The sequence below is a fragment of the Methylobacterium nodulans ORS 2060 genome, assembly GCF_000022085.1.
GTDB classification, from domain to species: Bacteria; Pseudomonadota; Alphaproteobacteria; order Rhizobiales; family Beijerinckiaceae; genus Methylobacterium; species Methylobacterium nodulans.
This window is the reverse complement of record NC_011894.1, coordinates 4,412,887-4,433,664: the sequence shown is the minus strand read 5'-3', so window position 1 is coordinate 4,433,664 and position 20,778 is coordinate 4,412,887. Positions and strand designations below refer to the sequence as shown.

The 20,778-nt window shown below is 70.7% G+C and carries 17 protein-coding genes; 7 read left to right on the top strand and 10 right to left on the bottom strand.

What is annotated here, in order from left to right; all coding sequences use genetic code 11:
• Positions 1-104 precede the first annotated feature (104 nt).
• Genes MNOD_RS20630 through MNOD_RS20615 form a run of 4 tightly spaced genes read right to left on the bottom strand, consistent with a single transcriptional unit; the run spans position 105 to position 3,653 of the window.
• The gene (locus MNOD_RS20630) at positions 105-1,019 is read right to left on the bottom strand and encodes an NAD(P)-dependent oxidoreductase (RefSeq protein WP_015930896.1); all 915 of its coding nucleotides are present in this window, start codon (positions 1,017-1,019) and stop codon (positions 105-107) included.
• Positions 1,010-2,038 (bottom strand): transketolase family protein, encoded by a 1,029-nt coding sequence (locus tag MNOD_RS20625; protein ID WP_015930895.1) that lies wholly within the window; start codon positions 2,036-2,038, stop codon positions 1,010-1,012. The genes MNOD_RS20630 and MNOD_RS20625 overlap by 10 nt, the downstream gene beginning before the upstream one ends.
• Positions 2,035-2,892, bottom strand: coding sequence for a transketolase (locus MNOD_RS20620; RefSeq protein WP_015930894.1), 858 nt, complete (start codon positions 2,890-2,892; stop codon positions 2,035-2,037). Before MNOD_RS20620 ends, MNOD_RS20625 begins: the two co-directional genes overlap by 4 nt.
• A gap of 11 nt (positions 2,893-2,903) precedes the next feature.
• The gene (locus MNOD_RS20615; protein ID WP_043749146.1) at positions 2,904-3,653 is read right to left on the bottom strand and encodes an SDR family NAD(P)-dependent oxidoreductase; all 750 of its coding nucleotides are present in this window, start codon (positions 3,651-3,653) and stop codon (positions 2,904-2,906) included.
• 371 nt (positions 3,654-4,024) lie between these two features.
• Here MNOD_RS20615 and MNOD_RS20610 point away from each other — a divergent pair, with 371 nt between their 5' ends.
• Complete coding sequence (locus MNOD_RS20610; protein ID WP_015930892.1) at positions 4,025-5,884, top strand: tetratricopeptide repeat protein; 1,860 nt, start codon at positions 4,025-4,027, stop codon at positions 5,882-5,884.
• Positions 5,885-5,979: 95 nt separating this feature from the next.
• The gene (locus MNOD_RS20605; RefSeq protein WP_043749144.1) at positions 5,980-6,861 is read left to right on the top strand and encodes a 4-(cytidine 5'-diphospho)-2-C-methyl-D-erythritol kinase; all 882 of its coding nucleotides are present in this window, start codon (positions 5,980-5,982) and stop codon (positions 6,859-6,861) included.
• Between the two features lie 259 nt (positions 6,862-7,120).
• On the opposite strand, the gene MNOD_RS20600 is transcribed toward MNOD_RS20605, so the two are convergent.
• From MNOD_RS20600 to MNOD_RS20585, 4 genes are all read right to left on the bottom strand, one after another.
• Complete coding sequence (locus tag MNOD_RS20600; RefSeq protein WP_015930890.1) at positions 7,121-8,158, bottom strand: polyprenyl synthetase family protein; 1,038 nt, start codon at positions 8,156-8,158, stop codon at positions 7,121-7,123.
• 218 nt (positions 8,159-8,376) lie between these two features.
• Positions 8,377-8,994 carry a TetR/AcrR family transcriptional regulator gene (locus MNOD_RS20595; protein WP_015930889.1) on the bottom strand — a complete coding sequence of 206 codons (618 nt, stop codon included), beginning with the start codon at positions 8,992-8,994 and terminating at the stop codon, positions 8,377-8,379.
• A gap of 50 nt (positions 8,995-9,044) precedes the next feature.
• Complete coding sequence (locus MNOD_RS20590; protein ID WP_015930888.1) at positions 9,045-12,170, bottom strand: efflux RND transporter permease subunit; 3,126 nt, start codon at positions 12,168-12,170, stop codon at positions 9,045-9,047.
• Positions 12,171-12,186: 16 nt separating this feature from the next.
• Positions 12,187-13,296 (bottom strand): efflux RND transporter periplasmic adaptor subunit, encoded by a 1,110-nt coding sequence (locus tag MNOD_RS20585; protein WP_015930887.1) that lies wholly within the window; start codon positions 13,294-13,296, stop codon positions 12,187-12,189.
• A gap of 566 nt (positions 13,297-13,862) precedes the next feature.
• Between MNOD_RS20585 and MNOD_RS20580 the strand changes: the two genes are divergently transcribed.
• Positions 13,863-14,096 carry a putative signal transducing protein gene (locus MNOD_RS20580; protein WP_015930886.1) on the top strand — a complete coding sequence of 78 codons (234 nt, stop codon included), beginning with the start codon at positions 13,863-13,865 and terminating at the stop codon, positions 14,094-14,096.
• Positions 14,080-14,829 (top strand): tRNA1(Val) (adenine(37)-N6)-methyltransferase, encoded by a 750-nt coding sequence (locus MNOD_RS20575; protein WP_015930885.1) that lies wholly within the window; start codon positions 14,080-14,082, stop codon positions 14,827-14,829. Before MNOD_RS20580 ends, MNOD_RS20575 begins: the two co-directional genes overlap by 17 nt.
• A gap of 139 nt (positions 14,830-14,968) precedes the next feature.
• On the opposite strand, the gene MNOD_RS20570 is transcribed toward MNOD_RS20575, so the two are convergent.
• Positions 14,969-15,277, bottom strand: coding sequence for a hypothetical protein (locus MNOD_RS20570; RefSeq protein ID WP_015930884.1), 309 nt, complete (start codon positions 15,275-15,277; stop codon positions 14,969-14,971).
• 299 nt (positions 15,278-15,576) lie between these two features.
• Here MNOD_RS20570 and MNOD_RS20565 point away from each other — a divergent pair, with 299 nt between their 5' ends.
• The 3 genes from MNOD_RS20565 (at position 15,577) to glyS (ending at position 19,644) form a co-directional block, all read left to right on the top strand.
• Positions 15,577-16,440 carry a S49 family peptidase gene (locus MNOD_RS20565; RefSeq protein WP_015930883.1) on the top strand — a complete coding sequence of 288 codons (864 nt, stop codon included), beginning with the start codon at positions 15,577-15,579 and terminating at the stop codon, positions 16,438-16,440.
• A gap of 70 nt (positions 16,441-16,510) precedes the next feature.
• Complete coding sequence (locus MNOD_RS20560; protein ID WP_015930882.1) at positions 16,511-17,455, top strand: glycine--tRNA ligase subunit alpha; 945 nt, start codon at positions 16,511-16,513, stop codon at positions 17,453-17,455.
• 83 nt (positions 17,456-17,538) lie between these two features.
• Positions 17,539-19,644 (top strand): glycine--tRNA ligase subunit beta, encoded by a 2,106-nt coding sequence (gene glyS / locus MNOD_RS20555; RefSeq protein WP_015930881.1) that lies wholly within the window; start codon positions 17,539-17,541, stop codon positions 19,642-19,644.
• 61 nt (positions 19,645-19,705) lie between these two features.
• Here the strand turns inward: glyS and MNOD_RS42395 are convergent, their stop codons facing one another.
• On the bottom strand, positions 19,706-19,981 hold the full coding sequence (locus MNOD_RS42395) for a hypothetical protein (protein WP_015930880.1): 276 nt from the start codon (positions 19,979-19,981) through the stop codon (positions 19,706-19,708).
• Positions 19,982-20,778 lie beyond the last annotated feature (797 nt).

Below are 20,778 nucleotides of genomic sequence, written 5' to 3'. Positions count from 1 at the left end.
GTTCTCCCTGGACTTCAGTTCGATTCGGCGGGCCGGTTGATCCGGCGATGACGGGTCCGCGCGGGATCCCCTCTCCCGAGTGGGAGACGGGACCAGCTTGCGGCTCATCCGTGTCCGTTGAGGACCCGGTAGGACCGGATCACCTGGCTGTCGTCGGCGGCGCCCTCCCCGCGGCCGGAGGCGGCGAGGAAGAGCTGGTGGGCGAGGCTCGCGAGCGGCAGGGCCGCCTTCTGGTCGCGCCCGGCCTCCAGCACGATGCCGAGATCCTTCACGAAGATGTCGACCGCGCTGGTGACGCGGGGCATCTCCTCCAGCATGCGGGGCCCGCGGTCACGCAGCATCCAGCTCGCGGCCGAGGATCCCGACAGGATCTCCAGCACCACGGCCAAGTCGACGCCGACCTTCTCCGCCAGCGACAGAGCCTCGGCGGCGGCCGCGATGTGCACGCCGCAGAGGAGCTGGTTGACCGCCTTCACGGTGGCGCCCTGCCCGGGCTTGGTGCCGACATGGAAGATGCGCTCCCCCACCGCATCGAGCAGCGGCCGCACCCGCGCAAAGGTCTCCGCGGGGGCGGCAGCCATCACCGTGAGCGTGCCGCCCTCGGCCCCGACCACGCCGCCCGAGACCGGCGCGTCGACGAAGACGCGTCCCGCCGCCTCCACCCGCTCGGCGATCCGCGCCACCGCCTCGGGCGGGCAGGTCGCCATCAGGATCACAGCGGCACCTGGCGCGAGCGCGTCGAGGGCGCCCTCCGCGAACAGCACGGTCTCGGCCTGGGCGGCGTTCACCACCATCAGGACGAGGGCACCGGCGCCGGAGGCCGCCTGCCGCAGGTCGTCCGCCGGGACGCCGCCCGCCTTCGCGAAGGCGGCGCGGCTCTCGGCCCGCACGTCGTAGCCGCGGACCTCGAAGCCCTTGGCGACGAGGTTCGACGCCATGGGCAGGCCCATGGAGCCGAGCCCCACGAAAACCAAGGGGGGCTGGGCCAAGGGGGGCTGGGCGACGGGCGTCACAGCCATTCGCGGATCCTCCGCACGACCGCCTGGGTCGAAAGGCCGTACCGGTCGTGGAGGGTCGGCAGCGCGCCCGCATCCAGGAACTCGTCGGGCAGGCCGATATGGCGAAAACCCTTCTCGGGGAGCGTGCCGCTGCGCATCAGCACACCCGCCACCGCCTCGCCGAGGCCGCCGATCACCGTATGGTTCTCGGCCACCACCACGAGCCGCCCGCCCCGGCGCGCCTCGCGCAGGATCGTCTCCTCGTCGAGGGGCTTGATCGTCGGGACGTGCAGCACGCCGACATCGATGCTGTCGTCGGCCAGAGCCTCGGCCGCTTCGAGCGCCCGCATGGTCATCAGGCCGGTCGAGACGATCAGCACGTCGCGCCCGTCGCGGATCGTCTTCGCCTTGCCGAGCTCGAACCGGTAGCCGTATTCGTCGAGGACGAGGGGCACGTTGCCGCGCAGCAGCCGCAGGTAGACCGGCCCCTGATGGGCCGCCATGGCGGGCACGATCTGCTCGATCTCGTGCGCGTCGCACGGATCGATGATGGTCAGGTTCGGCAGGCCGCGGAAGATCGCCAGATCCTCCGTGGCCTGGTGGCTCGGCCCGTAGCCGGTGGTCAGGCCCGGCAGCGCGCAGGCGATCTTGACGTTCAGGTTCTCCTCGGCGATCGCGAGGCAGATGAAGTCGTAGGCCCGCCGCGCGGCGAAGACCGCGTAGGTGGTGGCAAACGGCGTGAAGCCCTCGCGGGCCAGGCCCGCCGCCGCGCTGAACAGCAGCTGCTCGGCCATCCCCATCTGGTAGAAGCGGTCGGGATGGGCCTGCGCGAAGATGTGCAGGTCGGTGTACTTGCTCAGATCCGCGCTGAGACCCACGATGTCGGGGCGCTCGGCCGCGAGTTGCGCGAGCGCGTGGCCGAAGGGCGCCGCCTTGGTGCGCTGGCCGGGAGCGGCGAGCGAGGCGATCATCGCCGAGGTGGTGAGCCTCGTCCCGCCCTGCTGCAGCTGGGTCGGCCGTTCGTATTTCGAGCGCCTCATTCCGCCCTCCCCTCGGCCAGGACCGCCAGAGCCTGCTGCCATTCCGCCGGCTCGACGCGCAGGAAGTGGTTGCGCTCGCGCGCTTCCAGGAACGGCACGCCCTTGGCCATGGTCGTGTCGCAGATGATGATCCGGGGCTTGGGCTCCGGATGCGCCTTGGCGGCGTCGAAGGCCCGCACCAGCGCGTCGATGTCGTTGCCGTCGACCCGCTGCACGAACCAGCCGAAGGCCTCGAATTTCGGCGCCAGCGGCTCGAAGTTCAGGACGCCCCGCGACGGGCCGTCCGCCTGCATGCCGTTCACGTCGACGATGCCGATCAGGTTGTCGAGCCGGAAGGACGCGGCCGACATCGCCGCCTCCCAGGTCGAGCCCTCGTCGAGCTCGCCGTCCGAGAACAGGTTGTAGACGAAGGACTTGGAGCCCTTGCGCTTGAGCCCGAGGGCGAAGCCGACCGCTATTCCGAGCCCGTGGCCGAGCGACCCGCCGGTGATCTCCATGCCGGGCGTGTAGGCGGCCATGGCGGACATGGGCAGCCGGCTGTCGTCGCAGCCATAGGTCTCGAGTTCGTCCTCCGGCAGGATGCCGGCCTCGATCAGCGCCGCGTAGAGCGCGATGGCGTAATGGCCGATCGAGAGCAGGAAGCGGTCGCGGCCCTCCCATTCGGGATCCTCGGGCCGGTAGGTCATGGCGTGGAAATAGGCGACCGCGAGCACGTCCGCGATGCCGAGCGCCTGGGCGATGTAGCCCTGGCCCTGGACCTCGCCCATCCGCAGGGCGTTGCGGCGGATGCGGTAGGCCCGATCAGAGAGCGAGACGTTCGACCGCTCCCGGGTCTGGATGTCAGCCGGCGACATGGTCTCCTCCCCTAGTGGATCAGCATGCCGCCGTTGACGTCGATGACCGCGCCGGTGGTGTAGGCGGAGAGGTCGGAGGCCAGGAACAGGCAGGCCTTGGCGACGTCATCCGCGACGCCGAGGCGGCCGAGCGGGATGCCCTTGAGGATCTCGGCCTTGAGGTCGGCCGTGAGCTTGCCGCCGGTGATGTCGGTCTGGATCAGGCCCGGCGTCACCGCGTTGGCCCGGATGCCGTCCGGGCCGAGTTCGCGGGCCATGGCCTTGCAGAGGCCGAGCACGCCGCCCTTGGCGGCGCTGTAATGCGGCCCGCCGAAGATGCCGCCGCCGCGCTGCGCCGAGACCGACGACATGCAGACGATGGAGCCCGACTTCTGCGCCCGCATCTGCGGGATCACCGCCTGCGACATGTAGAGCGTGCCGCGCAGGTTCACGTCGGTGACCGCGTCGTAGTTCTCCGGCGCGATGTCCATGATCTTGAGCGGCTGGGTGATGCCGGCATTGTTCACGAGGACGTCGATGCGCCCGAAGCGCGCGAGCGTCTCGTCGGCCGCCGCCTGGCAGGCCGCCCGGTCGGTGACGTTGCAGGCAAGGCCGAGATGCCCGGCGCCGAGGTCGCTGGCCGCCGCCTCCGCCTGCCCGGCATCGAGGTCGAGGATGACGACGCGGCCGCCATGCTCGGCGAAGAGACGGGCCGTGGCGCGGCCGATGCCGCGCAGCGATGCGGCCCCGGTGATCAGGCACACTTTGTCGGACAGAAGCAAATTACCCTCCCTCATCGGCCATGCGGTCCTGGCGACCGGCGTTGCGGTCGCGCGACCATCCGGGCCATGCCTTCGGTCTCGATCCGCGAGAGGGAGCGGCGCGTCGCAACGCCGCCGGGCGGGATCCCATCCCGCCGGAGCACCGAAATCCGGGCGCTTCCTCTCGCTGTCGTTGGGCTTATCCCTGCCAGGAGGCCGGCCGGTGCACAAACGCACAGTTTGCAACGGGAGATGAATGCGATTCATCTGACCGGGCGGCTCTGCCTCTCGGTCGCCCCGGTTTGGTCTTGCCGCTGCCCCGCGCAGGGTCCAATGTCGCGCCCGATTGCGCGCCGCGGCCGCGGCCGGCGCGCCGATGGAGCCGTCGCTTGGTGCCCACGACCCGTATTCTCTCGTCCCGCCTGCGCGGCGGCGCCGCTCTCCTGGCGCTGCTCCTCGCGGCGCCGTCCCCCGTCCTCGCCGCCCGGCTGACGCCCCGCGAGGTGACCGCGCCCTCCGCCTACGAGCCGGCCGACTCCCTCGAAGGCAACTTCCTGGCGGCCTACATCGCGGGCGCCTCCCGCGACACGGCGGCGGCGGCCTCCTATTACCGGGAGGCGGTGAAGGGCGATCCACGCAATGCCGAACTCCTGGAGCGCTCCTTCGTCGCGCTCCTGGCCGACGGCGCCCTGCAGGAGGCGTTCCGGGCCGCCGAGAAGCTCACGGCCCGCGACACCTCGAACGGCCTCGCCCAGCTTGCTCTCGGCGTGCAGAAGCTGAAGGCCAGGCAATGGGGCGCCGCGCGCCAGAACCTGCAGCGCGGCGGCCGGGGGGCCGCCGCCGACCTGACCTCCACCCTTCTCACCGCATGGTCCTATGCGGGCGAGGGCCAGGGCCGGAAGGCTTTCGACACCGTCAACAAGCTCAAGGGCGAGCGCTACTACAACGTCTTCCGCGACTATCACGCGGGCCTCATCGCCGTGGTGGTGGGCGACAAGCTGGAGGCGGAGCGGCGCCTGAAGGCGGCCTACGATGCCGATCGCAATACGCTTCGCATCGTCGACGCCTATGCGCGGTTCGAGGCGGATTCCGGCCGGCCCGACCTTGCGGTCGCAGCCTATCAGGCGTTCGACGCCGTGCTGCCGCGCCATCCGATCGTGCGCGACGCCCTGGAGAAGCTGAAGGCCGGCAAGTCCCTCGGGCCGCTCATCGCCAATGCGCAGGAGGGCGCCGCCGAGGTGCTGTACGGCCTCGGCTCGGCCGGCACCTCCCAGGGCGACGAGCTTCCCGCCGTGGTCTATCTGCGGCTCGCCCTCTACCTCGCCCCCGAGCACCCGCTGGCGCTCCTGACGCTCGCGGACACGCTCGAGCGGATGAAGATGCTGGACCGCGCCAACGAGATCTTCGCGCGCATGCCGGCCGGCTCGCCCCTCAAGCTCAATGCCGACATCCAGATCGGCCTCAACCTGGAGCAGATGGGCAAGGGCGACGAGGCGCTGGCCCATCTCGATCAGGTCGCCAAGACCTATCCCAACGACGTCGACGTGATCTCGGCGCTCGGCAGCGTGCAGCGCTCACGCAAGAAATACGCCGAGGCGGCGGAGACCTACGGGAAGGCGATCGCGCTGATCGGCTCCGAGCCGGCGCAGAACTACTGGACGCTCTACTACTATCGCGGCACCGCCTACGAGCGGGCCAAGCAATGGCCGAAGGCCGAGGCCGACCTGAAGAGGGCGCTGGAGCTGGTGCCCCAGACGCAGCCGAACGGGCGGGCGCAGGTGCTCAACTACCTCGCCTATTCCTGGGTCGACCAGAACATGAACATCGACGAGGCCTTCCGCATGCTCAAGCAGGCGGTCGACCTGCAGCCCCGCGACGGGATGATCATCGACAGCCTCGGCTGGGCCTATTTCCGGCTCGGCCGCTGGGACGATGCGGTGCGGGAGCTGGAGAAGGCCGTCGACCTGAAGCCGGGTGACCCGACCATCAACGACCACCTGGGCGACGCCTATTGGCGCAGCGGCCGCCGGCTGGAGGCCAAGTTCCAGTGGCAGCACGCCAAGGACCTGAATCCCGAGCCCGAGGATCTCGTCAAGATCGACCAGAAGCTGAAGGAGGGCCTGCCCGAGCCGGACAAGCCCGCCGCCACCGCTGAGGGCCAACCGACCCCGGACCAGCCCGCGATGCCCAAGGGCGCGCCCGCGCCGAGCGATCCGCCCGCCATGGGCAGCGAGCCGAAGGGCGGGGGTTAGTCTCCCCTTCCGGCAATACTGGCTTCCACGACTGGCGCGGGATCCCCTCTCCCGGACGGGAGAGGGGGTTCTTCGTTGTGACTCAGGTGTTTTCGGTGTCTCCCCTCACCACCCGCGCTCCCGCCAAGATCAACCTGACCCTGCACGTGCTCGGCCGCCGGGCCGGGGACGGCTATCACGCCCTGGAGAGTCTCGTGGTGTTCGCGGGCGTCGGCGACACGCTGAGCCTGGAGCCCGGGCCCGACCTCGCGCTCGCCGTCTCGGGTCCGACGGCGGGACCGGCGGGGCCCACCGCCGACAACCTCGTGCTACGCGCAGCGACCCGGCTCGCGGGTCTCGTTCCGGGGCTTGCGGTCGGGCGGTTTTCGCTCGTGAAGCGTCTGCCGGTGGCGGCCGGCATCGGGGGCGGATCGTCGGATGCGGCGGCGGCTTTGCGCCTGCTCGCGCGCCTCAACGGGCTTTCCCTCGCTCATCCGGCGCTCGCCGAGGCGGCCCGCGCCACCGGGGCCGATGTCCCGGTCTGTCTCGAGCCGCGGGCCAGGATGATGCGCGGGGCGGGCGAGGCGATCGGGCCGGCGCTCTCCCTGCCGAGCCTGCCCGCGGTGCTGATCAACCCCGGCGTGCCGGTCGAGACCGCGCCGGTCTTCCGGGCGCTCGGCCTTGCGGTCGGCGAGGCGAATCCGGCGGCCGCGGTGCCGCATCCCGAGATTGCCGCGGGGCTCGCCCCCGAGGACCTCCTCTGCCGGATCGGTCCCGCCCGCAACGACCTCGAAGCCCCGGCGCTCACGGTGGCGCCCGTCATCGGCGACACGCTTAGCGCGCTGCGCGACCAGCCGGGCTGCCGGCTCGCCCGCATGTCGGGCTCCGGCGCCACCGTCTTCGGCCTGTTCACGCATCGCTGGCGGGCCGCACAGGCGGCCCGCGCCATCGCGGCCCGCCATCCGGGCTGGTGGGTGCGCGCGACGATGCTGCGCTGAGCAGACTGGCATCTGTCGGGCGCTTCTGGAAGCACCGACAACCCTAAATAGAACCTGACCTGCGTGGCAGCCACCCCGCTCCTCATGCTGAGGTGCTGGGCGATCGAAGATCGCGCAGCCTCGAAGCACGCCAGAGCGCTGGTCCGAGGCTCTGGTGGCTGGGAGCACCGGTCCGGGGTGCTTCGAGGCTCCTTCGGAGCACCTCAGCATGAGGAGCGGGGTGGCTGTCATCAGGGGCCTTGCGGCCGGATCTGCCCGATCACCGCGCCCGGGAGATGCAGAAATCCACCGCCTGGAGCAGCGCCCGCTTCATCGGCGCATCCGGGAAGAGCGCGAGGGCGTCGCGGGCGATCGCGCCGTAGTGGCGGGCGCGCTCGATCGTGTCCTCCAGCGCCCGGTGACGCCGCATGATGCCGATCGCCGTATCGAGGTCGCGGCTCTCGTCGATCTCGCCCTGCTCCAGGGTGCGGCGCCAGAAGGCCCGCTCCTCGGCATTCCCGCGGCGGAACGAGAGCACGATCGGCAGCGTGATCTTGCCCTCGCGAAAATCGTCGCCGACGTTCTTGCCCAGAGCCGCGCTGGTGCCGCCGTAATCGAGGGCGTCGTCCACGAGCTGGAAGGCGATGCCGAGATTCATGCCGTAGCTGCGGCACGCGGCGGCCTCGGATTTCGGGCGCTCGGCCAGGACCGGACCGACCTCGCAGGCGGCGGCGAAGAGCTCGGCCGTCTTGGCGCGGATCACCGCGAGATACTCGTCCTCGGTGGTCTCGGTGTTCTTGGCCGCGCCGAGCTGCATCACCTCGCCTTCCGCGATCACCGCGGCGGCGGAGGAGAGGATGTCGAGGGCGCGCAGGGAGCCCACCTCGACCATCATCTTGAAGGCCTGCCCGAGCAGGAAGTCGCCCACGAGGACGCTCGCCTGATTGCCCCACTTGATGCGGGCAGCGACCCGGCCGCGGCGCATGTCGCTCTCGTCCACCACGTCGTCGTGGAGGAGCGTCGCCGTGTGCATGAACTCGACGCTCGCCGCGAGCTTCACGTCGCCGTCGCGGCCGCCCTCGGCGGAGCGGTAGCCGCAGAGCTGGGCGGTGGCAAGCGTCAGGATCGGCCGCAGCCGCTTGCCGCCCGACGCGATGAGGTGATTGGCGACCTCGGGGATCATCGCGACGTCGGAGCCGGTGCGCGACAGGATCATCGCGTTCACCCGCTCCATGCCGGTTTCGACCAGCGCGACGAGATCGTTGAGGCTCGCCTCCGGATCGGAGGATTTCTCTTCGAAGGGGAGGACGACGCCCACGCGCGGAAGATCTCCGAGGTTCGAGAGGCCGCCCGGCGCGCCCGGCGCGCCCGAACAACCCGTAGGTCTTCATCGGCCGCGAGCCCCTTAAGCCGGACCCGCGCTCGCCGCGCCGCCTGACGGTCTCGCGGTCGGCGTCTCGCCCGCGGCGCATCAGCCCCTTTGCACGCGATCAGCCCCGGCGGCAACATGCAGCTTGCCGCAAGGCACAGCCGCTCTCAGCGCGCCCGCAGGCCCGCGAGCAGGAAGTCGAGCATCTCGTCGAGGGTCGGGCCGACCTCGTCGGCGCATTGCGCGATCAGCGCCGGATGGCAGAAGCGCACGAAGGCCGTGTGGACGCAGCGCGCCGCTGCCATCGGATCCGCGACGTCGAACTCGCCGGCCTTCGCACCCTCGGCCACGAGGCGGCAGAGCATCTCGTCGACGTGGGTAATATGGCAGTGGACCACGTCCCAGCTCTCCGCCATGGCCACCTCGACCATCTCGTGCATGCGCCGGTTCGCGGTGAATTGCCGGGTGCTGAGGCGGTGGAGGGTGGCCAGGAACTCGCGCAGGCGCTGCGGCGCCGGGACGCCTGCCTGCGTCGCGATGCGCTCCAGCTCCGCCTCGATATCGGCGAGCAGGCGCGCCGCCACGGCCTCGTTGAGCGCCTTCTTGGAAGGGAAGAAGCGATAGACGTTGCCCGGGCTCATGCGCAGAACCGCGGCGATGTCCGCCACCGTGGTCTTGCGATAGCCGAGATCGCGGAAGAGCCGCTCCGCGATCGAGAGGATCCGGCACCGGAGGTCGCCGGAACCCGGATTGTCCGGCTCCCGGATGAGGTTCTGTGTCGTCATGCGGGGCTACGCTCCGAGGCCGAAACGCGGCCCAGTTCGTCCGGGTCCTGTCATTCCGCGGCCATGGCCAGCGGAACGACAGTCTGCCGCACTTCGCCGGGTTGTCCACCCTCGTCGAGACGGCGGCGATACCAGAGCGCGTAGAGGGCGGGGAAGAAGAACAAAGTCAGGAAGGTCGCCACGAACAATCCGCCCATGATGGTGATCGCCATCGGCCCCCAGAAGGCGCTGCGCGAGAGCGGGATCATCGCCAGGATGGCGGCGAGCGCGGTCAGCACCACGGGCCGCGCCCGGCGCACCGTCGCCTCGACGATCGCCTCGCCGCGGCGGTGACGGCCCGCCGCCACATCCGCCTCGATCTGGTCGACCAGGATGACGGCGTTGCGCATGATCATCCCGGCGAGCGCGATCAGGCCGAGCAGAGCCACGAAGCCGAAGGGCTTGGCCGCGAGGTTGAGCCCCAGGGAGGCGCCGATCAGCCCGAGCGGCGCGGTGAGGAAGACGAGGATCAGCCGCGAGAAGCTCTGCAGCTGGATCATCAGCAGGGTCAGCATCGCCAGGATCATCACCGGGAAGAGGATGAACAGCGAGGCATTGGCCTTCGCGGATTCCTCGACGGCGCCGCCGATCTCCAGCCGGTAGCCCGGCTGCAGCGAATCGCGGATCGGCTTCAGGGTCGGCCAGATCGCGTTGGTCACGTCGGGCGGCTGCACGCCGTCGACCACGTCCGCCCGCACGGTGATCGCCATGTCGCGGTTGCGCCGCCACAGGATCGGCTCCTCGTGCGTGAAATCGAGCCGGGCCACCTGCGCCACCGGCACCGCCACCCCGTTGCGGGACACGACCGTGAGGTCGCCGATGCGGCCGAGATCGAGGCGCTCGGCCGGCACCGCGCGGGCGACGACCCCCACCTGCTCGATCCCTTCGCGTATCGTGGTGACGGTGAAGCCGGAGAGCAGCGTCTGGAGCGTCTGCGACACGTCCTGCACGTTGAGCCCGAGCGCACGGGCGCGCTCCTGGTCCACGACGAGGCGCAGCGACGGCGTCATCTCGTTCCAGTCGAGCTGGGGCTCCACGACCTTGTCGTTCCGGCGAACCGTGTCGCGGACCTGGGAGGCGATCTCGCGCACCGTCATGGGGTCCGGGCCGACCACCCGGAACTGCACGGGGAAACCGACCGGCGGACCGAAATTGAAGCGGTCGACCCGCACCCGCGCCCCTGCCAGCGCGCCCTCTGCCACCGCCTTCTCGATGCGCACCTTGATCCGCTCGCGCGCCGCGACCCCGCGGGCCACGATGACGATCTCCGCATAGGCCTCGTTCGGCAGTTCCGGGTTGAGGCCGAGCCAGAAGCGCGGGCTGCCCTGGCCCAGATAGGCCGTGTAGGTGGCGATGTCGGGGTCGTCCCGGCCGAGGAGCTTCTCCGCCTCCTGCACCGCGGCCGTGGTCGCGCCGATGGCGCTGCCCTGCGGCAGGCGCATCTGCAGGAAGAGCTCGGGCCGCTCCGACAGCGGGAAGAATTGCTGCTGCACGTGGCCGAACCCCACCAAAGCCGCCGCGAAGAGGCCGAGTGTCGCCGCGACCGTCGCGATGCGCCGGCGGGTGCAGGCCCGGATCGCCCCGCGCAGGGCTCGGTAGAGCCGGGTATCGTAGAGCGCGTCCGGATCGCCATGCGCCCGCCCCTTGCCGTGATGGGCCGGCAGCAGCAGCACGCCGAGATAGGGGGTGAACAGCACCGCCACGAACCAGGAGGCGACCAGGGCGATGGCGACCACCCAGAAGATGCCCCCCGCATATTCGCCCACCGAGGAATTGGCGAAGCCGACGGGCAGGAAGCCCGCCACCGTGACGAGGGTGCCGGTGAGCATCGGGAAGGCAGTCGAGTCCCAGGCGAAGGCCGCCGCACGCAGGCGGTCCCAGCCCTGCTCCATCTTCACCACCATCATCTCGACCGCGATGATGGCGTCGTCGACGAGAAGCCCGAGCGCGATGATGAGGGCGCCGAGCGTGATGCGATGCAGGTCGATGCCGAGCGCCTGCATCACCACGAAGGTCAGGGCCAGGACGAGCGGCACCGAGAGCGCCACCACGATGCCGGTGCGCCAGCCGAGCGACAGGAAGCTCACGGCGAGCACGATCACCAGCGCCTCCACGAAGGAGCGCTCGAACTCAGCGAGCGCCTCGTCGACCACCTTCGGCTGATCGGCCACCATGGCGAGATCGATGCCCTGCGGCACCGCCTCCATGAAGGACCGCGCGGCCGCCTCGACGCCCTCGCCGAAGGCCATGATGTTGGCCCCCCGCGCCATCACCACGCCGATGCCGAGGGCGGGCCGGCCCATCTGGCGCACGAGGTTGTCGGGCGGATCGACGAAGCCGCGCGTCACCGTCGCGACATCCCCGAGCCGGAAGGTCCGTCCCCCCGCCTCGACCGGGGTCTCGGCCACGGCGCGCACGCCGTCGAGCGCGCCCGTCACCCTGAGCGGGATGCGCTGCGCCGCGGTCTCGACCGTGCCGGCCGGCGTCACCGCGTTCTGGCGCCCGAGCGAATCGAACAGGGTCTGGGGCGTGATGCCGAGCGTCGCGAGCTTGGCATGGCTGAACTCGACGAAGATGCGCTCGTCCTGCACCCCGTAGAGGTTCACCTTCACGACGCTGTCGACCTTGAGCAGGCGCTGGCGCAGCCCCTCCGCCACCCTCTTGAGCTGCGCGTAATTGGCTCCGTCGCCGGTCAGCATGTAGAGGATCGAATCGACGTCGCCGTACTCGTCGTTGACGTTCGGGCCGATGATGCCGGCCGGGAGTTCGCCGCGGACGTCGTCCAGCTTCTTGCGGATCTGGTAGAACAGAGCCGGGACTTGGCCTGCGGGCGTGTTGTCCCGGAAGGTGACCTGCATCGCCGCGAAGGAGGGCTTCGAGAAGGTCACGACCTTCTCGAAATAGGGCAGCGTCTGCAGCTTCTTCTCGATACGGTCGGCAACCTGGTCCTGCATCTCGCGGGCGGTGGCGCCGGGCCAGAGGACCGTGACCACCGCGACCTTGATGGTGAAGTTCGGGTCCTCCGCTCGGCCGAGGCGCAGGAACGCGAAGCTGCCGCTCGCGGCGACCGCGAGGATCAGGAACAGCACCACCGCCCGGTGGTGAACCGCCCATGCGGAGAGGTTGAGGCGCTTCATCGGCTCTCCTCCCCGCTCAGAACCGGAGCGCGTCGACCACGCGCACGCGCAGCGCGGCATCGAGCTTCTGCACGCCGAGGCGGACGATGCGCTCGCCCTCGGCGAGGCCCGCGGTGACCAGGGCGTCCTGCGCCTCGTAGGCCGCGACCGTCACCGGCCTGAGACGCAGCCTGCCCTCGTCGTCGACGGCCCAGACGGAGGGTCCGGTGCCCTGATTGAACAGGGCGGCGAGCGGGATGCGCATGATCCGCTCCGCGGTGGCGCCCGTCAGGGTCACGGTCGCGGTCATGCCGAGTTGCACGCGCTCGTCCGCATCGGGCAGGGAGAAGCGCGCCAGATAGGTGCGGGTCGCGGCGTCGGCGGTGGGCGCGAGCTCGCGCAGCCTTGCCCGAAGCCGAGCCTTCGGGTCCGACCACAGGCCGACGGTCGCAGCACCCGCCCGCGCTTGCCCGACGAGGGATTCCGGAATGGCGATCACCGCCTCCTTCTCGGCGGTACGGGCGAGGCGGATCGCCGCCTGGCCGGGCGCCACGACCTGCCCGGGCTCGATCATCGTCGCCGTGACGACGCCGTCCGCATCGGCTGCGAGCACCGCGTAGGAGGCGGCATTCCGCGCGAGCATCAGGGCGCGCTCGGCCCGCAGCAGCCGGCCCCGCGCCTCCTCGGCGGCCGCCTTCTGCCGGTCGAGCGTCGAAGCGGCGGTCCAGCCCTGGCCGGCAAGGGTCGCGGCCCGCCTGAGGTCGGCCTCCGCCTGCGCGAGGGACGCGGTCGCGGCCGCGCGCTCCGCTTCGGCCTGCTCCGTCTGGAGCCTGAGGTCGATCTCGTCGAGGCTGGCGAGTGGCTGGCCGGCCTTCACGACGTCGCCGACATTGACGAGCCGCTTCTCGATCTTGCCCTGGACCCGAAAGCCGAGATCGCTCTCGATCCGCGGCCGGACGGTGCCCACGAAGGTGCGGCTCGGCACCCTTTCCTCGAAGGCGACGCGCTGGACGAGGACCGGCCGGGCGGCCGTGGCACCGGGCGCGGCGGGCGCGGCGGGCGCCGCCTCCTCGATGCAGCCTGCGGCGAGCAGCCCGGCCGTGGCGGCAACGACGAGTTCAACCGGCAACAAGGATTGGCGTGCCATCGTGGCGGCTCCGGCCGAGAAGAGTACCGCAGCCGGGCGGGTCACCCCGGACGAGGGGGCGGGGGCCCGGGGCAGAGACCCGGCCCGGCTGCAGCACCGGCACGCTATCCCAAAATTGACGATTGTCAACAATCGTCAATTTTGATGCCTCGCATCGGCCTTGCGGCACCTGTGCCCGTACCTGTCGCGGCCGCGATCAGGCACGGCTTGCCTGCACTCAAATCGCACCTGAACCTGCGTGGCAGCCGCCCCGCTCCTCATGCTGAGGTGCTCCGAAGGAGCCTCGAAGCACCCCGGACCGGTGCTCCCAGCCACCACAGCCTCGGACCAGCGTTCTGGTGTGCTTCGAGGCTGCTACGCAGCACCTCAGCATGAGGGCCGGGGTTGGCTGCCATGGGGGGCGCCCTTGCGGCCGGTTTCATCCGTCAGGGTCGCCCCAGCCGGTGGTGAACTCATGCACCGGTCGGGGACGGAGTCCGGGTCTCCAGCAGAGGCTGTGCGGCGACACCGGTGCACTGTCCGCCGTGAGGCTGGCGCCGGGGAGCCGGCCGGGGCAAGACAGGGGCATGGTCGAGATCCTGCGAACGAACGACATCGTGCTGATCGGCTTCGCGCAGTCGATCCTGGAGGGCGCCGCCATCCCGGTCCTCGTTGCCGACAGCCACATCAGCGCGCTCGAAGGCATGATCGGGGCCTTCCCGCGCCGGCTGCTCGTGCCCGCCGACCACGCGGCCCAGGCTCGGCGCCTCCTTACCGATGCGGGGCTTGCCCACGAACTGCGCGATGCCGCCGCCCGCTGATCCCCAGCCCTGGCTCGGCGGAAGGCTGCGCCTGCTGCAGCCGCCGCGCGGCGCTCATCGGGCCGGCACGGATGCGGTGCTGCTGGCCGCCGCCGCCGGAACGCCTGCCGGAACCGTCTATGACCTCGGTGCCGGCACGGGCGCGGCCGGCCTCGCGGTGGCTCTCCGCGCCCCCGCCTGCCGGGTCGTGCTGGTGGAGCGCGAGGCGGAGGCCGCTTCCCTGGCCCGGGCGAATATCGCGCTCAACGGGCTGTCGGAGCGCGCCACCCTTCTCGAAGCGGACGTCACCGCGCCGGCCTCTGTCCGCCGGGCGGCGGGGCTGCTGCCGGATTCGGGCGACCTCGTGCTGACGAATCCGCCCTTCTTCGCGGGCGGGCACCGCCCGTCCCCGGTTGCCGCGAAGGCGGTGGCGCACGCCATGCCGGAGGGCAGCCTCGATGCGTGGCTGCGCACCTGCGCCGACCTGCTGCGACCGGGCGGAAGACTCGTGCTGATCCACCGGGCCGATGCCCTGCCGGCCTGCCTGCGCGCCCTGGCCGGGCGGTTCGGCAGCCTCGCCGTGCGGCCCATCCAGGCGCGGGCGGAGGAACCGGCGATTCGCGTGCTGATCTCAGGGATCCGCGGCAGCCGCGCGGCTTTCGCGCTGCGGCCCGCGCTGATCCTGCACGGGCCGGACGGCCGCTTCACCCCGCAGGCCGAGGCGCTCCACCGCGGCGAGACCGTGCTGCCCTGATGCGGGTCAGGTCTTTGCGGCCGACATCCGCCTCCGGTGGAGGGATGCCGGCCGAGGCCGCTGTGCCGCATTGCAGCGACGGGCCGGGATTCACCCGGCCGGACGCGGCCCGAGAGGCATCGCCGACGCTCCCGCTGAGTCAGTAGCCGACATAAAACCGCGGCCGGTAGTAACGGCGATAGTACGGCCGGTAGTAGTAGCGCCGATACGGCCGATAATAGTAGTAGCGCCGATAGGGGCGGTAGTAGTAGCGGCGATAGGGCCGATAGCGGTAGTAGCGCCGGTAGTAGTACTGCGCCTTCTCGACAAGCGGCGCAGCCCGGGCGCTCTCCCCCGCCGCGATCGCTCCGGCCGTCGGCAGGGCCGCCGCCTCGCTCCGTCCGGCCGTGAGCCCCAGGCCCGCGACGATCATGGTGAGGACGACCGTCGCCCAACGAAGGACACGCATCCACGCTCTCCCTTTCATCATCCTGGCGGGCCGCCTGGCCTGCCGCAGGACGAGAGACCACGATTGAGGGCGCCCGCGCGGGAGCGCCCGACCCCATGCGCGGCCGCGGGCACCCGCGACGATGCGGTCGACCGGAGAGCCGCAGCCGCTGAACCTAAGGCTGTGGCGGAAAGGTTCAATCGAGAGATGCGACAAACCTGTGGCTCGACTGTCCGTACAGATCGCTGACGGGCGCCAGCTTGCGGGCGGACACGGCCGAGCCTACCTCCGGCCGGATTCATCGGAGTGACCAGGTCCCCATGCCGTTCGCGTTCTGGAGCGCACTGCGCGCCCTCCTTCCCGCGTCGCTGCGCCGCGATCGTCCGGTCGTGCCGGTGGTGCGCCTGAGCGGGCCGATCGGGGCGGTCTCCCCCCTTCGCCAGGGCCTCTCCCTCGGCGCCTGCGCGCCGGCGCTGGAGCGCGCCTTCGGCCTGCCCGACATCAAGGCGGTGGCCATCGTGGTCAACTCGCCCGGCGGTTCGGCGGCCCAGTCCCACCTCATCCATCGCCGCATCCGGGTGCTCGCGGCTGAGGCCAAGGTACCGGTACTGGCCTTCGTGGAGGATGTCGCGGCTTCGGGCGGCTACATGATCGCCTGCGCGGCCGACGAGATCATCGCGGATCCCTCCTCCCTGGTCGGGTCGATCGGCGTGGTCTCGGCAGGCTTCGGCTTCCAGGGCCTGCTCGAGCGGCTCGGCGTCGAGCGGCGCGTGCACACCACCGGCCCGTCGAAGGCGATGCTCGACCCCTTCCGGCCCGAGGACCCGGCCGACGTCGCCCGGCTCAAGGGCATCCAGGCGGACATTCAGGCGATGTTCACCGAGCTCGTGCGCAGCCGTCGGCCCCGGCTCTCGGGCGATCCGGACGAACTTTTTTCCGGCGCCGTCTGGAGCGGGCGGCAGGGGCTCGCGCTCGGCCTCGTCGATGCGCTCGGCGACGTGCGCACGGTGCTGCGCGAGCGCTACGGCGAGACGGTCCAGATCCGCCTCGTGGAGCAGGTGCGCGGCGGCCTTCTCGGCCGGCTGCTGCGCCGCCGCGAGCCGGGCACCGAGGCGCTCGCCGCATTCGAGGGGGCGCTGGCCCTGCTGGAGGAGCGGGCCGCCTATGCGCGGTTCGGATTGTGACGGAGCGCCCCCCGGGTTGACTTGAGGGGGCTCCCCCGTAAACGGGCCGAGCCTTTCCGCGAGACGCCCGATGAAAGCCACCGACGACGCCCTGAAACCGACGCGCTCGTTCCAGGGCCTGATCCTGACGCTGCAGCGCTTCTGGGCCGCGCAGGGCTGCGTGATCCTGCAGCCCTACGACATGGAGGTCGGAGCCGGCACCTTCCATCCGGCGACGACGCTGCGCGCGCTCGGCCCCCGGCCCTGGAAGGCGGCCTATGTGCAGCCCTCCCGCCGCCCGAAGGACGGGCGCTACGGCGAGAACCCGAACCGGCTCCAGCACTATTACCAGTTCCAGGTCGTCCTGAAGCCGAACCCGCCGAACCTGCAGGAGCTCTACCTCGCCTCCCTGCAGGCGATCGGCGTCGACCTCAAGCTGCACGACATCCGCTTCGTGGAGGACGATTGGGAAAGCCCGACCCTGGGCGCCTGGGGCCTCGGCTGGGAATGCTGGTGCGACGGGATGGAGGTGAGCCAGTTCACCTATTTCCAGCAGGTCGCGGGGTTCGAATGCGCGCCGGTCTCCGGCGAGCTGACCTATGGGCTCGAGCGCCTCGCCATGTATGTGCAGGGCGTGGAGAACGTCTACGACCTCAACTTCAACGGGCTCGACGGCCCCGACCGGGTCACCTACGGCGACGTTTTTCTGCAGGCCGAGCAGGAATACTCGCGGCACAATTTCGAGACGGCCGACACCGAGATGCTGTTCCGGCAGTTCCGCGACGCAGAGGCGGCCTGCCGCCAGTACCTGGAGGCGGGCGATGCCGGGCCCGAGGCCCAGCACCGGATGGCGCAGCCGGCTTACGACCAGTGCATCAAGGCGAGCCACGTCTTCAACCTGCTGGACGCGCGCGGCGTGATCTCGGTGACGGAGCGCCAGAGCTACATCCTGCGGGTGCGCGATCTCGCCAAGGCCTGCGGCGCCGCGTGGCTGCGGACCGAGGCCGGCGGCCTCGCCGTCCCGGCCGGCGGATAGGCGGGTCTCCTCGACACCGCCCCCTCCCCGCTCTACGCAAGCCCCGACCGCGAGGCCCCGCCTCCCCCGCCCCCCGGTGCCCGATGCCCGATCTCCTGCTCGAACTCTTCTCCGAGGAAATCCCGGCCCGCATGCAGCGGCGGGCCGCGGAGGACCTGCGCAAGCTCGTCACCGACGCACTCGTGGAGCGCGGCTTCCTGTACGAGGGCGCCAAGGCCTTCGCGACGCCGCGGCGCCTCGCGCTCCACATCGCCGGCCTGCCGACCCGCGGCAAGGACGTGCGCGAGGAGCGCAAAGGTCCCCGCGTCGGCGCGCCGGAGGCGGCGATCCAGGGCTTCCTCAAGAGCGCCGGCCTGACGAGCCTCGCCGACGCCACGGTCGTCGCCGACCCGAAGAAGGGCGAGTTCTACGTCGCGGTGATCGAGCGGCCCGGGCGCGACACCATCGACGTGCTGGCCGAGATCCTGCCGGCGGTGATCCGCAATTTCCCCTGGCCGAAATCCATGCGCTGGGGCGCGGCCTCGACCGAGCCCGGCTCGCTGCGCTGGGTGCGCCCGCTGCATTCCATCGTGGCGAGCTTCGGCCCCGAGACCGAGACGCCCGAGCGGGTGCCCTTCGCGATCGACGGGATCGAGGCGGGCTTCACCACCTATGGCCACCGCTTCCTGGCGCCCGGCCCGATCGAGGTGCGCCGCTTCGCGGATTACCTGCCGGCCCTGGAGCGGGCGCGCGTGGTGCTGGACGCGGACAGGCGCCGCGACATCATCCTGCACGACGCCCGCGACCTCGCCTTCGCACGCGGGCTCGACCTCGTCGAGGACGAGGGCCTGCTGGAGGAGGTGGCGGGGCTCGTCGAATGGCCCGTGACCCTGATGGGCTCCTTCGACGAGAGCTTCCTCGACATCCCGCCGGAGGTGATCCGCGCCACCATCCGGGCGAATCAGAAATGCTTCGTGCTGCGCGCGCCCTCGCAGGACGGCCGCGAGCGGCTCGCCAATGCCTTCATCCTGGTCTCGAACCTCGCCGCCTCGGACGGGGGCGCGGCGATCGTCGCGGGCAACGAGCGCGTGGTCCGCGCCCGGCTCTCCGACGCCAAGTTCTTCTGGGAGACGGACAAGAAGGTTCCGCTGGAAAGCCGGCTGCCGAAGCTTAAGGACATCGTGTTCCACGAGAAGCTCGGCACGCAGGGAGCGCGGGTGGAGCGCATCGCGGCGCTGGCGCGGAATCTTGCGCCGCTCGTGGGTGCCGATGCAGGCTTGGCCGGGCGCGCCGCGCGCCTCGCCAAGGCCGACCTCGTCACCGAGATGGTGGGCGAGTTTCCGGAGCTGCAGGGCCTGATGGGCCGCTACTACGCGGAGCTCCAGGGCGAGCCGGCCGCAATCGCGACCGCCATCGAGGAGCACTACAAGCCGCTCGGCCCGAGCGACCGCGTGCCGACCGAGCCGGTCTCGGTGGCGGTGGCGCTCGCCGACAAGCTCGACACGCTGGTCGGCTTCTGGGCCATCGACGAGAAGCCGACCGGAAGCAAGGACCCGTTCGCACTGCGCCGTGCGGCGCTCGGCGTGATCCGCCTCGTCCTGGCGGGCGACGTGCGCCTGCCGCTTCTGGGAGCCTTCGCGCAGGCGGTCGCGGGACACGCGGCGGTGGGACCTGAGAGCTTCGCCGCCGATCTCCTCGGCTTCTTCGCCGACCGCCTGAAGGTGCATCTGCGCGACCAGGGCGCCCGGCACGACCTGATCGATGCCGTCTTCGCCATCCCCGGCCAGGACGACCTCCTGATGATCGTGCGCCGGGTCGAGGCGCTGGGCCGCTTCCTCGACACGGAGGATGGCCGGAATCTGCTCGCCGGCTTCCGGCGCGCGGCGAACATCCTGCGGATCGAGGAGAAGAGGGACGGCCGCGCCTACGACGCCGCGCCCGATCCCGCGCTCTTCTCCCTGCCCGAGGAATCCGCGCTCGCGAATGCCCTCGACGCGGCACGGGCCCGGGCGGCAGAGGCGGTGGCGGCGGAGGATTTCGAGGGCGCGATGCGGGCGCTCGCAACGCTCCGCCCTCCGGTCGATGCCTTCTTCGACAAGGTGACGGTCAACGCCGAGGACGCGGCTTTGCGCGCCAACCGCCTCGCTCTGCTCAACGCGCTGCGGGAAGCGACCCGCGCCGTAGCGGATTTCGCCCGCATCGAGGGCTGAGGCGCGGCTGCGCCGGCCGATGATCGACGGAACCAACGGGTATTTTCAATGCCCGTTGGGATCACGCCGCATCCGGCAGACGGGCCTCTTCAGGATGGAACATCCGCTCGCAGCCCCACGCATGGAACAGGTAGTACCCGTTCCAGCGCGCCGCCTGCCGCGCCGCGGCAGGAAGGAATCCGCGCGGCATCTCGGCGGGGGCGCGAACGGCGGCCGCGTACCGCCAGACCGGCATGCGGATGAACGAAGGGACTGGCATCCATGTGGGCACTGCACAATAAAGCTCTCGCTTCTGTGCATTGCGAAATAAATTGTACTGAACCAGCTCGCCGTCCATGAGCCTCTTCCCCCCTTTGACCGCTTCGTACTTTGGTCCAAGCCGCAATGTCAAGACAAATGACGGCAAAGGAGCCGGCGTGATCTGATAGAGTTCTGTTTTTCCGATCACCAGGGACGGCAGCTTAACAGTACGGTATTGGCAGGAGCGACAAATCCGACCCGTTCTCTGCCCCGCTCTCGGCATCCGGCCGGCCGTGGCGAACAAAACCTGCGAATCGCCCGAGGTGCCGCGACCCGGCCTCGAGACGGTGCGGTCGATCGGGAGATCCGCGCGAACTTGCCCTCCGGGTCGGGGACGCCGCAGCCCTCGCGTCGATCGACGCGTTACCGGTGCATGTCGAACCGAATCGCTGCCGCAAAGGTACGGACGTGCAGGCGACGTGGCGGGGCTGCCGGAGCGAAGGGAAAAATCGGCCGCGGCTGTCGAACCCGCGCTACCCTCAAGACTTGATCCGGCATGCAGGGCAAGAGCCCTTCCCGTTGAGAAGGTTTGTCATGATGAGGTTCGCTGCCGCCGCGCTCCTGCTCGGCAGGCCGGGCCATGCCGCGGCTCAGATCGTTGAGACCCCGGCCCAGACACCTGCGGGACCGCCTGCCGTGGCACCGGTTGATCCGGGCGCCACCGGCACCCTCGGTGCTCCGGCCAAGAGCGGCCCGGGCGGCGTCCATTCCGCCCCTCGTCGTGGCCCCGCCGTGCGATCGATCAGGGTCGGTCCGGCGATGCAGGGCCGCCCTGTCTCATAGGGAACTGAGCATCGGCGGCTGCCGCCGGCGAGCAGCCGGCCGATTCGACGA